The following is a 14,988-nucleotide window of genomic DNA, read 5'->3' as shown; positions in this document are numbered from 1 at the left end:
GCCTGCCTATGCCTTTCGGCTTCTGGGGGCCTTGGCCTTCCGGCCGCCCTGCCCCAATCCCAACGCCTTCCCGTACTGGTTTCGCGGGAAAATCTCGAAAGCCGCCGCTGTGCTGGCGCTCCTGTAGGTAAAGGTGGTCGTCCCGCTGATCTTCTGGCCGTCGAAGGTTCCGCTCCACGTCCACACCCCACCGCTGAACGGACCGCTGCCGCTAACGCCGCCCTTGCCGTCGAAAGTCAGCGCCACCTTCAACGGCGTCGCCACCTCCTCGACCTCCACAACGAACACCCGGGCTTCGCCCTGCTCGCCCAGCTCGATGGCGATCGCCTGGCCGTCATAGGTCAGGACATAGGCGCCCGCCGGCAGTCTGTCGTCCGCCAGAGCACTTCCGGCGCAGGCCGCGAGCAGGATTGCGGCCATGCCGGCCCCCAGTTTACGCCTGTCCATGAGACTCTATGCCTCCGTTAGCCACAACACGTAGAATGACGCGTCTTTCGCCTGACGCAATTGCCTAAACAGGCAATCCTGATACCCTACCGTTTCATGGCGTAGTGGTGCGGCGACTGACCTTCTTCCTCATCGTCTCTTCAATCACCCGCTCAGCCACGTCCGCCATCACGCCATAGGCCTGATCATTCGGATGAATTCCATCCGTCGTATACTCGGCCTTCAGCAAGCCCTTCCCGTCGCGCAAGACCGGCCCGTAATCGATCAATCCGTAACCCCGTTCCCGGCAGAACTGCGACAACCACGCATTCAGCCAGGCAATCCGCTCCGGACTACGTTCTTCCAGCATACCGGCAGCATTGGGCGTGTAATTGTTCAACGGCAGGATCAAGGCAAAAACCGGCCTTATCCCGTTGGCATCGGCGATCTCGGCCATGGCGCGATAGTTGGCGACGATCTGCGCGTCGCTCTCCACCTGAAGCGCGCCATGGATGTCATTGACCCCGGCGAGGATCACCACGGCCTCGGGCTTCAAGGCGACGACATCGGCATGAAACCGCACCAGCATCTGCGGCGTGACCTGCCCGCCGATCCCGCGATTGACGTACGACTTGCCGGGGAAAAACGCCGCCAGGTTCCAGCGATCGGTGATCGAGTCGCCGATAAACACCACCCGCTGTTCACCCACAGCCGGCGCAGCCAGGGCGGCGTTCTGACCGGCATAGATATACTGCTCGCCGAAATCCTCGCCCATCTTGGCGACGATGCCGGCGCGATAGGGCCCCAGCCACTGCCCCCAGTCCTTTTCGACCGCGGGCCGGCGCGGAGGAGAACTCTGATAGTCGCCGGCTTCCGCCCCCGTGGCGACAAACAACATCAGAACCAAGGCAATTGCGCGCACCATATCGTCCTCCTGGAACAACAGGGGCTACACGACGCCATCCGGATCTGCAACCCTACCCCGCCTGTCCCCACTTGCGGCACGTCTGCGCCGCCTCGCCCTGCTTTTCGCACACCCCGGCCATCCGCTTATCCAGCCGTGCCAGCACGGCGCCACCGTCGTGCGCCTGGCTCCAGTCGCGCAGCAAACCACCCCACGCCCCGACCTTGACCCGCGTGCGCTGATAATAGCTGCCGGAATTCTGCCCCAGCTCATCGATCACTGCCTGGGCGCTGGCCTCCACCGCCGCCTTGTCGTCGGGCGCCTGACGCAGCACCGTCTTGGAATATTCGATCGCCCACTGCACCCGCGTCGCCGAACCGTGCGATGTCTCATACGCCTGACGCGCCCAGCCGATCGCCGCCGGACTGTCCTTGGCATCCTCGGCCAGGCTGGCCAGATCGAGCATATAATAGTACGGCGACGCCGACCGCTTCAGCTCGGCCTCCAGCAAACGCTTCGCCCCGGCGGCATCCCCCGCCTCATGCAGCAAATCAGCCGCGGTCGAGATCACCGACTGGCGCACCATGGCATCCTTGGCCGTCTCATCCGCCCAGGCCGCCCGTGCCCGCACCTTCTCCAGGACGGGCTGCGAAACCGCCTCCTCCCCCGCCTTATCCAGCGCGATATCGGCATAGGTCGTGTCCAGCCGGTCGGAAATGGGCAAACTCTTGTCGCCATAAACCCGGTCCAGCGCCTTGATCAGGGCCGCGCCGATCTTCCCGCGCGACGGCGCATCCGGCAGCGCCGCGACCAGGGCCGCAATGGAGCCGCTCAACTCCCGGCGATTGGCGACGACCTCGCGCGGCGTCTTCAGGATTGCCGGCACGACCGCTTCGATCCGCGCCTGCTGTTGCGCACTCAGGGCATATGTACCGTCCGCCCCCTTCTGCGTCGCGACCGCCAGCGCCAACAAAGCAAATCGCCGCTGCAACGGCCCCTTCGGCGCCGCTCCGGCCAACCGCTCCAGCAGCGCCGCCGTCCGCGCCCGATCGCCGAAGTGCTTGGGATCGTTTTGCCAGTCGAAGGCGGCCAGCAAGTCCCAGTCATCCTTCGACAGTGCCTCGGGCGTCTTTTCGGCCGTCTCGAACAAGGCCTCGATCGAGGTCGTCCGCCCGGCCGCGACCTTCAACACCTCGGCCAGCTTCGCGGCCGTCGACAGCCGCGTGATCTCGGACCCGTCGGCCCGCAGCACGATGATGGTGGGATAGCCGCTGATGCCGAACCGCTCGCCCCACTGCTGGGCGCCCTGGGTGTCGCCATCGAGATAGACGGGCACGAACTTCTGCGTCTGGGCGATAAAGGCGCGGTCCTTGAACAGGGTGGTCTTGAGCTGGTTGCACGGCGGGCACCATTTGGCGCCCCAATACAGCAACACCGGCTTGTGGCTCTCTTTGGCCTCGGCCAACGCGTCATCGACATCGCCTTCGCGCCAGGCGATCTCCACGCCCACGGCGGCCAGTTCCGTCGGCGCGGCCGGCTTCTGGTCGCAGCCCGCAAGGCCGGCCATCAAACCGACAGCCATAATGATTGCCATCCAACGCATCCGACGGTCCTTTCAGCATCAACACGCCATTCTCTACCAATTCGGTAGAGTATGTCCAGCTATTGCCGTTGGATCACCGCAGCGCGGCAGTTCCGCAAAATGAAGTCCTCATGCGCCGGCATGATATCGCAGCACCGGGCGATAACCTCGCGGACATCCCCCAGCCACTGTGACAACCCGTCACCGTCCAGACTCAGCGTCAACGGATCCGGCGACCTTGGCCGCAGCCCCTGCCCCCACATGACCGCCAGCCAGCTGTTCAGCCGGAATTGTTCACCGCGTTCTTCCGGTATCCGCCCCCGGCTGCGGAACAGCTCCAAGCGGTGCGCCAGGCTGTCCGGTACCGGCATGCCCGTGCAGTAACGCCAGAATTCCGAGTCATCGCGCTCACCCACATGGTAATGCAGGATCAGGAAGTCCCGGATGTCGTCATATTCCCGGCTCATCGCCCGGTTATAGGCGGCGATATCGGCCGGATCGAACCCGGTGTCCGGAAAGTAGTACTGCAGCCGCGCAATACCGTTCTGGATCAGCATGATCGACGTCGATTCCAGCGGCTCCAGGAACCCGGCCGCCAGCCCGATCGCAACGCAGTTCTTATGCCAGAACACCTTGCGCCGCCCCGTCCTGAAGCGAATAAGCTTCGGGTCGCTCAAGCGGCCATCCGGCAGCCTGGCCAGAAAACCATCGAGCGCCTCCGCTTCGGACAGGAAAGGGCTGGCGAAGACCAGGCCGTTTCCGTCGCGGTGCTGCAGCGGGATGCGCCATTGCCAGCCCGCGGTCATCGCCGTCGAACGCGTAAAGGGGGCCGGCGCTCCCGCCCGGCGCGTCGGGGCGGCATAGGCCCGGTCGCACGGCAGCCAATGGCTCCAGTCCTCGAAGCCGGTCTGCAGCGCCTCCCCCAGCAACAACGACCGAAATCCCGTGCAGTCGATAAACAGATCGCCCTCGACCCGGCGCCCCTCATTGAGCTGAAGCGCGCGGATATTGCCCATATCAGTCAGTTCGACCGTCTCGATCCGGCCTTCGATACGGCGCACACCCCGGGCCTCGGCAAACTGGCGCAGGGTCTGCGCATACAGTCCCGCATCGAAGTGAAAGGCATAGTCGATCCCCGCCAGGGGCGAGTTCTGCCCCTGCGGCCGCATGAACCGGCCGCGCCGCGCCGCCATCGCCTGGAGGTTATACAGCCCCAGATCGTCAGAACCACCGCGCTCCAGGACGTCCCTCAGCCAGATGGCATGGAAGGGCAAAGAGCCGAACTCGCGGCCGGTGGCGCCGAACGGGTGATGATAGGTGTGACCGCGCCGCCCCCAGTCCACGAACTCGATACCGAGCTTGAAAGTGCCCTGGGTCGCCCGGATGAAGGCATCCTCGTCGATGCCGAGATGATGATTGAAAACGCGGATATACGGGGTCGTGGCTTCGCCGACGCCCACAGTGCCGATCTCCTCGCTCTCGACCAGGATGATCTCGTCTATGTCGTCGCGCAGGATCTTCGAAAACCAGGCCGCGCACATCCATCCGGCCGTGCCGCCGCCGGCGATGACCACTTTGCGAACCGCCTTGCCGGGGTGTTGCGCCATCCGGGTGTCTCCGCGATGAAAAAAGTGGCCTGACAATGGGCGATTGTCAGGCCAAGTCGCACGTCCGGCGGATCAGGGGATAGGCGCCACAGGAGAGTGTACGTTCTTGCCTGGCCCGTCGCGACGTGGGGAAAGGCGGGTGCCGGGGTAGCGCCCGCCGAGGGAGCAGGCGTCAGAAGGTACCTCTGAGCGTCAGGGTGACGCTGCGGCCGTCGTAGTCGATCCAGCGGACGACGCGCAGGTCATTCTCATACTCGTAACGCTTCTCGTTCGTGACGTTGTAGGCGTCCAGCGACAGGGCGAAGCGGTCGGTGAGGTTGTATGAGGCCGACAGGTCGAGCTGTCCACGCGCCTTCACGGACCGGGCGCCGCCGGTATAGGTCCCGTTGGCGTTCAGCGGGTAGTCGGTCCGGTAGTTGTAAACCGCCCGGATGCCGAACTTCGGCGTTTCGTAGTAACCGATCAGGTTGGCGGTGTGCTTGGAAATACCGGGGAAAGGCGCAATCGCCGGGCTCTTGGAGTCCGTATAGGCATAGTTGAAATTGCCGCCGAAGTTCTTCCAGAAGCCGGGCAGGAAGTCCAGGTTCTGCTGGATGTTGAACTCCCACCCTTCGACTGTGGTTTCGCGGTCCAGGTTGTAGTTGCCCGACGCGTAGATCCGCGTGGTGCTGGTCGATGTGCCCAGGCTGGTCGCGGTACAATATTGACCGTCCCACGACAGCGGACCGAAGCCCCAGGTCGATCCATCGGACGGGCACAGGATGGCGGGGTCGGACGTGCCGACGATGCGGCCGGTGATCACCTTGCGGAAATAGGCCAGGGCCAGCAGGCCGCCGGGTCGGTTGTACCATTCCAGCGAGACATCGACCGAGTCGGCCAGGTACGGCTGCAGCTTGTTATTGCCGATGCGGACCGACGCATCATAGACCGACATGTTCGGGGTCGTCTGCTGCGAGTTGATCAGGCGCTCACCGATGCGGGTGACGGGCGAGAACTGGCGGTCCTGCGGCCGGACATAGGTCTTGTAGTAGGCCCCGCGCAGCATCAGGTCGTCTTTCAGATCCAGCGCGAAGATCGCCGACGGCAGCCAGTAGTGATATTTGTTCTCGATGCGCTGCCATTTGAAGTCCGACAACGAACCGGCGACTCCGGTGAACGGCCGGATCACGTCCAGCGAATCGATCGTATTGTCCGTGGCTTCGTAGCGCGTGCCGATATTACCGCGCAAACGGTGCCCCAGCACTTCGGTGTCGTACTTGACCTGGATATAGGCCTGGCTCAGCGCGTTCTGCGTTTCGTAATTGTTGTCGGCGAAGGCGCCGTCGCGGTACAGGATGTTGAAGCCGCGCGTCGTCAGCCCGCCCCCCTGATAGACGTCGACCGGCGTCACGGCGTCGATGAAGCGTTCGGCGTCGATCACCTGCCAGTTCTGGCTGATCCGGGCGTCACCGTTCATGAAATCGCCGACGAACGACGGCGTATGCAGCATGTCGCTGGTGATGTTCTGAAGTTGCGCGCCGTAGGCCATGTTGCGGAAGCCATGCGACTCGAACTGGTTCTTTTCCAGCCGCAGGCCGCCCTTGATCGCGGTGACCGGACCGAAGTCGAGCGTGCGTTCGATATCGACCTGGGCGGAGGTGACCGTCTGGTCGGCGAAGCTCTCGGAACCGGAGATGTTGAGGTAGTAAAGGCCGTTCGACCGCAGATAGCCTTCCGGATCGCCATTGGCCCCCTGCCACGTCCAGCCGTTGTTGAACACCTGGTTCTGCGGCGTCGGCGTGACCGAATAGGCAAAGCCGTCCAGTTCGCCGAAGCCGGTGGTCAGCGTCCCCGAAATGCCATTGCTCCCGCCCGAAACCGGGTTGGTCTGGAGATCCAGTTCCGTTTCCAGCGATGAGTTTGAGCCCTTGGAGCCGGCGACGACGAAATTGACCTTCCACAGGTCGTTGCTCCAGTCCAGATTGGCCACGAAGCCCTGGGCCTGCTGATGCTGCGAATAGAGGCGCGTCGACGACTTGGCCGGGAAGTTGTTGTAGGTCGCCGTTTCATAAAGCCAGCGGCCATCCGACATCTGGGCGGGTGTGCCCGACGGCGTGATCGTGCCGGCGCCGTCCCACACGGCATTGATCAGGAAATACTGGGTCGTCTTGGGCAGGTCGCGGTCCGAATAGTACCCGATAATCCCCATCTTGGTATTATCGTTGGGCTTCCATTCGAGTCCTGCGGTCGCCGTCACCAGATCGCCCTTGTTCTCGCGGGTATACTGGCGGATGGCGTCCAGCGCGTAGACGCCGGTATTGCCCTTGGTGCCTGTCGCGCTGGAATTATAAGCCGACGTACCCAGCACGTCCGCCAGCGAGCGGCAGAACGAGCCCGACGACGGGCACGGCGAGGCCGAATAATACTGGCCATAGGTCGTGGCGAAATCGGCCTTGCTAAGCCCCGTCAGGCCCGGCGTCAGACGGCTGTAGCCGTTGTAACGCAGCGTGTCGCGGCGGAAGTCTTCCTTCTTGTAGGCCAAGGTGGCAAACACGGCCAGGTCGCTGCTGAGACGCTTGTTGTAGCCGATCGTCATGGCCGGCGCCACGCTGCCGCCCAGTTCGTTATATTCGGCCGATACCTTGACCATGCCGCCTTCGGTGCGCGACAGCGCGGGCGCGATCTGCATGTCGACATTGCCGCTGAGGCCGCCCGACTGGGCATTGGCCATGGGCGATTTCTCGATGACAAAGGCCGAGAAGATGTCCGAGTTGAAGGCGCCCAGCGGCGAGCCCTGGTCGTTGGCCAGCGATGGCGGCGCCGCGAAGGCGACACCGTTCAGCGTCGTCCGGGCGTAGGAGCCCGGCATGCCGCGCAGGTTGATGGTGGCGTTGCGCCCTTCGGCTTCGCGGTTGATCTGGACGCCGGGAATGCGTTGCAAAGCTTCGCCGACATTCAGGTCCGGGAAGCGGCCCAGACCGTCGGAGGAAATACCATCGGTGATTTCGATGTTCTGCTTTTTCGAACGGACGGCGTCGGCATAGCTTTTCTTGAAGCCGGTCACGACGACGACCTCATCGGCCGCTGGCGACGGCGCCGCGTCCTGGGCGTGGGCGACCGTGTGAAGACCGGCGATGAGCATGGACCCGCCCAACAGCGCCAGTTTCCAGGCCTTTGCACGGTGTGCCGGGTTGCTCGGGATATTATCTAAAGGCACGAACTGCTTCCTTCCATTTTTTGAATTCCGACCACCTCAACCCGTCACGGTCAGGCGTGTGGACCTGAGAAAATTTTTGGTCATGGCCAGCTTCCAGGCGGAGACGGGCATCACGCCCGGCTGCATAATGAAAGCTGGTTTCACATATGGAAATGATCAAAATGAAACAAAAATGTCAAGTGGTTCAAATTATAGAATTTAAATTTCACGCAAAGACAGACAGGCACGACCCGGCCTGGGGCATGCCCGAACAAATCGATTTCAATTTTCATTAATGGCAAATAGTTTTATATAACAAAAGGAAGTCGGGTCGGCCTCACAGGACTGAGGCGGCGAGACCCGAGGCCCCAGGACGCATGGCCTGTTGCCCAAATGCCGCATCGACATCAGAAAAAATCGCAGCGCCCACCCCATCCGCCCGCCCCCGGGCATCGTCATGCGTCCCCGGCGACCGACCTGCGACTCGACCTTACTTAACTGCGGTCGATCTCGCGATAGGCCGCCACCAGGCGCTCTTCGCCCTCACGTCCGCTTAGCGAATTGCCGTGCTCCATTCCGATGACCCCAGTGAAGCTGTGCGCACGCAGCCACCTGACGATGGTGTGGTAGTTGATCTCGCCCGAGGTCGGTTCCTTGCGGCCCGGATTGTCCCCGAACTGGAGATAGGCGATCTCGCTCCAGCAGGCCTCCAGCGTCGGGATCAGGTTCCCCGCCTGGATCTGGGCGTGATACAGGTCGGCGAGGATCTTGACCGCCGGGCTGTTGACCCCGCGCGCCACGGCATAGCCCTGGGCGATGGTTTGCAGGTACACACCCGGATGGTCGGTCAGCGTATTCAACGGCTCTATCACCAGAACCAGGTTGTGCGGCGCCGCGATGTCGCCGGCGCGCCGCATCAGGTCGATAATGCGGGCGGTCTGGATATCGACCGGGACCTTGGGAGCCAGAAAGCCGGGCACGACGGTGATACAGGTCGCATTGAGACGTTTGGCGACCTCGACCGACGCAGCTATATCGGCCAGGAAGGCTTCGCGTTCGCTGCCGTCATCGCTGCCTAGCCACGGGCGTGATTGCCCCCATTTGGGCATGCTGGCGACAAACACGCCCATGGTCATGTTGCGCTGCGCCAGCGCCTTGGCCATCTGCTCCTGCTGCGCGACGGGGCGGTCGCGCGCCGTATTGTCCTCCCAGGCGGTGAAGCCCTGGTCGGCGGCATAGGCGATCTGCTCGATGAGACCGCCGCGGCTGGCGAAGCTGCCTTCATGGGGGGCGAAGGCGAGCGAAAAACGCGCCGCATTCGACGCCTGCCCCGGAGCGGCCGACAGCCCCAGCGTCATGGACGCGGCGGCCCCGGCCGCAAGCAGGTGTCTACGGGAGGTGATCATGCGGAAATCCTCGGCGAAGGTGAGTCGGCGGAAGGCCATACCCGGAAGCGATAGCATAACTGAGGGGTTCACGTCCCCGCCAGGTGTCCGACATGACGGTCATACCGCCGTGCCGCTCGAAGTCGTCGGCGCCGGGCGGGCGGCTGAGGGCTGCGCATCGACGGACGGGAACATTTTGGCACCGTACTCGACGAGATCGGCATCAAAAATGCACGCTGGACTTGCCGAAAAGAATATGCTCGTTTTGATAAACTGTTAAAGCGGGAAAAGTGATGCGGTCGTTCCTATGGTCGGTGCAAGGCGTCTTTTTGTGGCTGGCCTTCGCCCTGCCGGCCTATGATGAAAAATATTCAAGCGGAAAACTTAAATATATACTCTGGGCAACAGCAATCATTCTTATATTTATATTAAATATATGGCCCGAAAAACAAAAAATTGGAGGCGATGGACGACCTGGTAACATTATAAGAGGAGCCTCCATATCTCTCTTCATCGTGAATATATTTTGGATCTTGACTATAAACCATTTTCCTCAGCTGGTTAACGCCAAGAGGGAGCACATATATGTGAGTTTTGTTATTTTAGTCGTTTCCATTATCGGATTTTTGATTGGAGGAGCTTTGCAAAGAGAAAAGAAGGCACAGAATCGTTAGTTGCGCGGGACCGAATATTCAGGAAATTAGCACATAAATCCTGAATTTGAATTTCGGCGACACGTATTCCCGAAACCACAGCTATACAACAGCTCGAAAAAATTGGTATAAATCTGTAGTTGGAGGCAAACATTGTTAGTTGAATTTGCTGTAATATTTGCCATGATGACGTCGGGGGACATAGCTTCGGAAGAAAGCGGCGTAATATACGGGTACAGCTGCTTGCACGATGATGTAAGGAGCCTGGACCACATTATTAGTGCTGACGAAGCCATAGAGGCAGCCATGCAGTTTTACCGCTCATTCCCGGGTGATGATGATTTGAACGATCTGGGACCTTTTGAGGCGAAACTTGTGGGGCGGAAGTGGCGTTTGGAAGCCTATCCGGCGGATTTCTATTCAAGTCCGTCGCTCGGTGGGAGGCGTTTGGTTGAGGTAGATGCTTATTCTGGATGCGTTCTCAGTTCAATAATCGATAAATAGGAATTTTGGGCGAACAACCGAAAGACTAAAGATGAAAACGGATTTCGGGAGGTTTCGGGGACAGGATTTCGGGGACATGGCGTAATTGATTTATCCTTCCTACGTATCGGTGGCGGCCGTTTTGACTGTTACCTATCGAGGAGGAGGGACCATAAGGGAGATTTCGGGGACAGGTTGTCAATTGCCTAACTTACCTCGCGTGTTAGTGTGGCGGCCTCAGCAACCGGAGCTGAACCGGTGGCTCGTCTTGCCCTATGGTCATTCCTGGCGTTCCTCACCATGTGACGCAGCGTGGCAATCGCCGCGAGCGGATATTCTTCGAAGCGGGCGACGAACAGATCTATCTCGATCTCATGAGCGCGCAACTGCGGCGACACGCCGTCGAGTGCTGGGCCTATTGCCTGATGCTGAACCATGTCCACCTTATCCTGACGCCGTCCGACGAAGGCGGATTGGCGCGGGCGGTCGGTGAGGCCCATCGCCGTTACACGGCCTTTGTCGGCACACGGGGGCGGTGGAGCGGGCACCTTTTCCAGGCGCGCTTCGGTTCCGTCGCCATGGACGAAGATCATCTGATGGCGGCGTTTCGGTATGTCGCGCTCAATCCGGTCAAGGCGAAGCTAACCGCCAAGGCTGAGGCGTGGCCATGGTCGAGTGCACAAGCGCACATCGCGGGCATGGATTCGGGTCACGTCACGGTCGCTCCAGGGCTGGATCGCATTGGCGATTTTTCCGCATTCCTTGCGGATGTGCCTGAGGATCATGCTTTGTGGTCTGAGGTTTTGATGTCCGAACATACGGGCCGGCCGGTCGGGAGCAGGGCATGGATCGAGCACCTGGAGCAGGCGTCAGGCAAAAAGCTCTCACCCCAAAAACGCGGCCCTAAACCAAAGGTCAAGTCGGAGCAAAAGAACGACAGCCTGCCATTATTTTGATATTTGACAACCTGTCCCCAAAACTCCACCCTTACGTTATACCAGGGGTGAGCTAGAAAAAGCGAAGTAAAAAGTATATTTACACTGGTATAAGGATATAGGAATTTCGGGGACAGGTTGTCAATTGCGTAAATTAAATCTCGCAACAGTGTCAATACAGGGTGCCCCCCTTTTTCAGAGTAACTCCCTCCTACCGGCACATATGATACAGCACGATCCCACTGGTCGTCGCCACATTCAGGCTGTCAAACCCGCCATGCATAGCGATTCGCACCGTCGTACAGGCAGCCATGACTTCGGCCGTTAAACCTGGCCCTTCCGCCCCGAACAGGAACGCTGACCGCATCCCCGGCACGACCTCATCCAACGCAACCGTTCCCGACGGGCTCAGCGCATACGGCGACAATCCCTGCTCTGCCAGGGCCTCGATCAGGTTCGGCACCCGCACATGCGGCACCTGGAACACCCCACCGACGCTGACTCGGATGGCCTTGCGGTACAGCGGATCGCAGCAGGCTACATCCAGCACCACCGCATCGACCCCGAACGCGGCGGCATTGCGCATCAACCCGCCCATATTGTCTGTATTGGCAATCGCCGACAGTGCCAACACCCGCGCCCGGCCCGGCTTCAAGACCTCTCCCAAACCCGCCGGGCCGGCATACCGGCCCAAAGCCAGATAACCGCGATGGATCGCAAAACCCGCCACCTGATCCATGACGGCCTGTTCGACAACATAGACCGGCACGTCACCCGCCTGTGAAATATCCAGCGTTTTCAACCGCTCCGACGTCGTTAGTACACTGATACAAAAGCACCATGGCGAGCGGAACAGCCGTTCGATCACCACCTTGCCCTCGGCCATGAACAACCCATCCCTGCCCGTTAGGTCGCGGTCCTTGACGTCGCGATACAGCCGTAACCGGTCGTCTGACGGGTCTGTGATGGAAATGATGTCGGCCACGGCTTGCCTGCCTCTCTTTACTCTGGCATATTGTGATCACAATTTTCACGACGCTCCGGCGGTTACACCGCGGACCACGGGTCGCATTTGGTTGATTTTCCAAATGCTCGGTTGAGTGTCATGATCAGCAATCCTGAGTCCCGAGATGAAAATGTCGCACGACAGCTATATGAAATCCAAGAACAAACGCCACAAGTTGTCGTTTGCCAAACGCGGCGCCCGCGATCTCGAAGAAGCCCGCGGCTGGCTGCAGAACCAGAATATCGAGGAGATCGAGTGCCTGATCCCCGACCTGGCCGGGGTGGCGCGCGGCAAGATCATGCCGTCGAAGAAGTTCCTCAGCGCCCCCTATATGAACCTGCCCCTGGCCGTCTTCTATCAAACCATCACCGGCGACTACCCTGACCTTGAAGGCGTCGTCGGCACCGTCCAGTCCGACACCGACATCTTCCTGAAGCCCGACTTCAACACCCTGGCCGCCGTGCCGTGGGCCCACGACCCGACGGCCCAGGTCATCCACGACGCCTTCCATCCCGACGGCCGCCCGGTCGAGGAAAGCCCGCGCCAGGTCCTGCGCCGCGTCCTCAGCTATTACACCGCCAAAGGCTGGAAACCGGTCATCGCCCCGGAACTCGAATTCTACCTCGTCGAAAAGAACGTCGACCCCGACTACCCCCTCAAACCGCCGATCGGCCGCTCAGGCCGTCCGGAAACCGGCCGCCAGGGCTATTCCATCTCGGCGGTCAACGAGTTCGACGCCCTGTTCGAGGACATGTACGAATACTCGGAAAGCCAGGGCCTGGAAATCGACACCCTGATCCACGAATCCGGCGTCGCCCAGATGGAAATCAACCTGCGCCACGGTGACCCGTTGGAACTGGCCGACCAGGTGCTGATGTTCAAGCGCACCATCAAGGAAACAGCGCTGGAACACGACATCTACGCCACCTTCATGGCCAAGCCGATGGCTCAGGAGCCGGGCTCGGCCATGCACATCCACCAGTCGATCGTCGACGCCAAGACCGGCCAGAACCTGTTCTCGGACCCCAAGACCGGCGAGCCGACCGAGGCCTTCTTCTCCTTCATCGCCGGCCAGCAGAAATACATGCCGGCCATCACCTCGCTGCTGGCGCCCTATGTCAACTCCTACCGCCGCCTCTCGCGCGGCTCGGGCGCCCCGGTCAACACCCAGTGGGGCTACGACAACCGCACCGCCGGCCTGCGCGTGCCGCCGGCCGACCCGGCCAACCGCCGCCTGGAAAATCGTATTCCGTCGTCGGACGCCAACCCGTACCTGGCCATCGCCGCCGTCCTGGCCTCGGGCTATCTCGGCATGGTCGATAAGCTCAAGCCCGCCGATCCGGTCAGCCACGACGCCTCGACCCTCCCCCAGGGCGACCTGCCCTACTCGCTGGTCCAGGCCATCATCAAGCTGGAGCGCGCCCAACCCATCATCGACATCCTGGGCCCGCAGTTCGTCACCGCCTATTCGCGCGTCAAACTCTTCGAATACGAGACCTTCATGCAGACCATCAGCCCCTGGGAACGTGAATTCCTGCTGCTGAACGTGTAATGACGAGCAATACCGGTCACCCGGTCGAGTCCTGGTACGCCGACACGGCCGACATCCCCGCCTTCCCCACCGTCGAAGGCGATATCGAAACCGATGTCGCCATCATCGGCGGCGGCTATACCGGCCTGGGCGCCGCCCTGGAGCTGTCGCGCCAGGGCATAGACTGCACCGTCCTCGAAGGCGGCCGCATCGGCTCCGGCGCGTCGGGCCGCAACGGCGGCCAGGTCCATACCGGCCAGCGCCTGGATCCCGAAACCCTGGAGGGCATGTTCGGTGAGGACATGGCGCGCCAGTTCTGGGACATGGCCATGGACGCCCGCGCCCACCTCGACGCGCTCAATATCGACTGCGACTTCAAACCCGGCCTGGTCCATGCCTGGCACAAGCCGCGCTTCGAAGCCGACGACCGCGCCTATGCCGACTTCGTGCAAAAACGCTACGGCTACGACAAACTCGCTTTCCTGACCCAAGCCGAAACCGCCACAGAACTGGGCACCGACGTCTATCACGGTGGCATTTTCGATGGCGGCGGCGGCCACCTTCACCCGCTTAAGCTGGCGCTCGGCATGGCCCGCGCCGCCCAATCCCACGGCACCAAACTCTACGAGAACAGCCGCGTCCTCCGCTACGACGGCACCAACCTCACCCTGTCCAATGGCCGCCGCATCAAAGCCAAACGCCTCCTCATCTGCGGCAATGGCTATATGGAAGGCCTGAGCGAACAGATCGACGCCCGGGTGATGCCGATCAACAATTTCATCCTGGTCACCGCCCCCCTGCCCGACCACACCATCCTGCGCAGCAACTTCGCCGCCTCGGACTCGCGTTTCGTCGTCAACTACTGGCGCCGCACGCCGGACAACCGGCTGCTGTTCGGCGGCGGCGAGAACTACACCCCGTGGTTCCCGAAGGACATCAAAGCCTTAGTCCGCCGCAACATGCTGAAAATCTACCCGCAACTCGTCGACCTACAGATCACCCATGGCTGGGGCGGCACCCTGGCCATCACCATGACCCGCGCCCCCTTTGTCCGGCAACTGGCGCCCGACGTCTTCGTCAGCGCCGGCTACAGCGGCCAGGGCGTCGTCCTGGCGCCCTACTTCGGCAAGCTGCTGGCCCGCGCCATCACGGGTGATTCGCGCGATCTCGACCTGTTGAGCCGTCTTCCCACCCCGGCCTTCTTTGGCGGCCGCATGCTGCGCTGGCCCGCCCTCGTGGCAGGGTTGAGCTACTACGCGCTGCGCGACAGGCTTTAGGCAATGGACGGCCCAATGGCCAAA

11 protein-coding genes are annotated in these 14,988 nt (G+C 61.5%); 4 read left to right on the top strand and 7 right to left on the bottom strand.

Annotated features, from left to right (window positions below):
• Window positions 1-6: 6 nt before the first annotated feature.
• The 6 genes from ABAC460_RS28605 to ABAC460_RS28580 all read right to left on the bottom strand — a co-directional run bounded on the left by ABAC460_RS28605 (window position 7) and on the right by ABAC460_RS28580 (window position 9,100).
• A complete protein-coding gene (locus tag ABAC460_RS28605; protein ID WP_023452028.1) occupies window positions 7-447 on the bottom strand; it encodes a hypothetical protein in 441 nt (146 codons plus the stop codon).
• Window positions 448-541: 94 nt separating this feature from the next.
• Window positions 542-1,351, bottom strand: a complete 810-nt coding sequence (locus ABAC460_RS28600) for a GDSL-type esterase/lipase family protein (RefSeq protein ID WP_023452027.1) — start codon at window positions 1,349-1,351, stop codon at window positions 542-544.
• Between the two features lie 52 nt (window positions 1,352-1,403).
• A complete protein-coding gene (locus ABAC460_RS28595; RefSeq protein ID WP_200863655.1) occupies window positions 1,404-2,924 on the bottom strand; it encodes a thioredoxin family protein in 1,521 nt (506 codons plus the stop codon).
• A 68-nt stretch (window positions 2,925-2,992) separates the two neighbouring features.
• The gene (locus tag ABAC460_RS28590) at window positions 2,993-4,519 is read right to left on the bottom strand and encodes a tryptophan halogenase family protein (RefSeq protein WP_023452025.1); all 1,527 of its coding nucleotides are present in this window, start codon (window positions 4,517-4,519) and stop codon (window positions 2,993-2,995) included.
• Between the two features lie 172 nt (window positions 4,520-4,691).
• Window positions 4,692-7,715, bottom strand: a complete 3,024-nt coding sequence (locus tag ABAC460_RS28585) for a TonB-dependent receptor (protein WP_155914567.1) — start codon at window positions 7,713-7,715, stop codon at window positions 4,692-4,694.
• A 473-nt stretch (window positions 7,716-8,188) separates the two neighbouring features.
• Window positions 8,189-9,100: a hydroxypyruvate isomerase family protein gene (locus ABAC460_RS28580; RefSeq protein WP_031236373.1), complete on the bottom strand. Its 912-nt coding sequence runs from the start codon at window positions 9,098-9,100 to the stop codon at window positions 8,189-8,191.
• A 269-nt stretch (window positions 9,101-9,369) separates the two neighbouring features.
• Between ABAC460_RS28580 and ABAC460_RS28575 the strand changes: the two genes are divergently transcribed.
• Complete coding sequence (locus tag ABAC460_RS28575) at window positions 9,370-9,753, top strand: hypothetical protein (RefSeq protein WP_155914566.1); 384 nt, start codon at window positions 9,370-9,372, stop codon at window positions 9,751-9,753.
• A gap of 764 nt (window positions 9,754-10,517) precedes the next feature.
• Entirely contained in the window at window positions 10,518-11,171 is a 654-nt protein-coding gene (locus ABAC460_RS28565; RefSeq protein WP_235075756.1) for a transposase, read from the top strand.
• Between the two features lie 190 nt (window positions 11,172-11,361).
• Here the strand turns inward: ABAC460_RS28565 and ABAC460_RS28560 are convergent, their stop codons facing one another.
• Complete coding sequence (locus tag ABAC460_RS28560; RefSeq protein WP_023452018.1) at window positions 11,362-12,135, bottom strand: TrmH family RNA methyltransferase; 774 nt, start codon at window positions 12,133-12,135, stop codon at window positions 11,362-11,364.
• Window positions 12,136-12,304: 169 nt separating this feature from the next.
• Here ABAC460_RS28560 and ABAC460_RS28555 point away from each other — a divergent pair, with 169 nt between their 5' ends.
• Entirely contained in the window at window positions 12,305-13,708 is a 1,404-nt protein-coding gene (locus ABAC460_RS28555; protein ID WP_031236371.1) for a glutamine synthetase family protein, read from the top strand.
• On the top strand, window positions 13,708-14,964 hold the full coding sequence (locus tag ABAC460_RS28550) for an NAD(P)/FAD-dependent oxidoreductase (protein WP_023452016.1): 1,257 nt from the start codon (window positions 13,708-13,710) through the stop codon (window positions 14,962-14,964). Before ABAC460_RS28555 ends, ABAC460_RS28550 begins: the two co-directional genes overlap by 1 nt.
• Window positions 14,965-14,988 lie beyond the last annotated feature (24 nt).

It is taken from the genome of Asticcacaulis sp. AC460, assembly GCF_000495795.1.
Classification (GTDB): Bacteria; Pseudomonadota; Alphaproteobacteria; order Caulobacterales; family Caulobacteraceae; genus Asticcacaulis.
The sequence above is the reverse complement of the archived record's forward strand: the minus strand, read 5'-3'. Positions and strand labels throughout refer to the sequence as shown.

Coding starts and splice junctions, on each gene's coding strand:
- ABAC460_RS28600 (WP_023452027.1), bottom strand. CDS start 1,351: ATGGTGCGCGCAATTGCCTTGGTTCTGATGTTGTTTGTCGCCACGGGG.
- ABAC460_RS28605 (WP_023452028.1), bottom strand. CDS start 447: ATGGACAGGCGTAAACTGGGGGCCGGCATGGCCGCAATCCTGCTCGCG.
- ABAC460_RS28590 (WP_023452025.1), bottom strand. CDS start 4,519: ATGGCGCAACACCCCGGCAAGGCGGTTCGCAAAGTGGTCATCGCCGGC.
- ABAC460_RS28595 (WP_200863655.1), bottom strand. CDS start 2,924: ATGGCAATCATTATGGCTGTCGGTTTGATGGCCGGCCTTGCGGGCTGC.
- ABAC460_RS28550 (WP_023452016.1), top strand. CDS start 13,708: ATGACGAGCAATACCGGTCACCCGGTCGAGTCCTGGTACGCCGACACG.
- ABAC460_RS28555 (WP_031236371.1), top strand. CDS start 12,305: ATGAAATCCAAGAACAAACGCCACAAGTTGTCGTTTGCCAAACGCGGC.
- ABAC460_RS28580 (WP_031236373.1), bottom strand. CDS start 9,100: ATGATCACCTCCCGTAGACACCTGCTTGCGGCCGGGGCCGCCGCGTCC.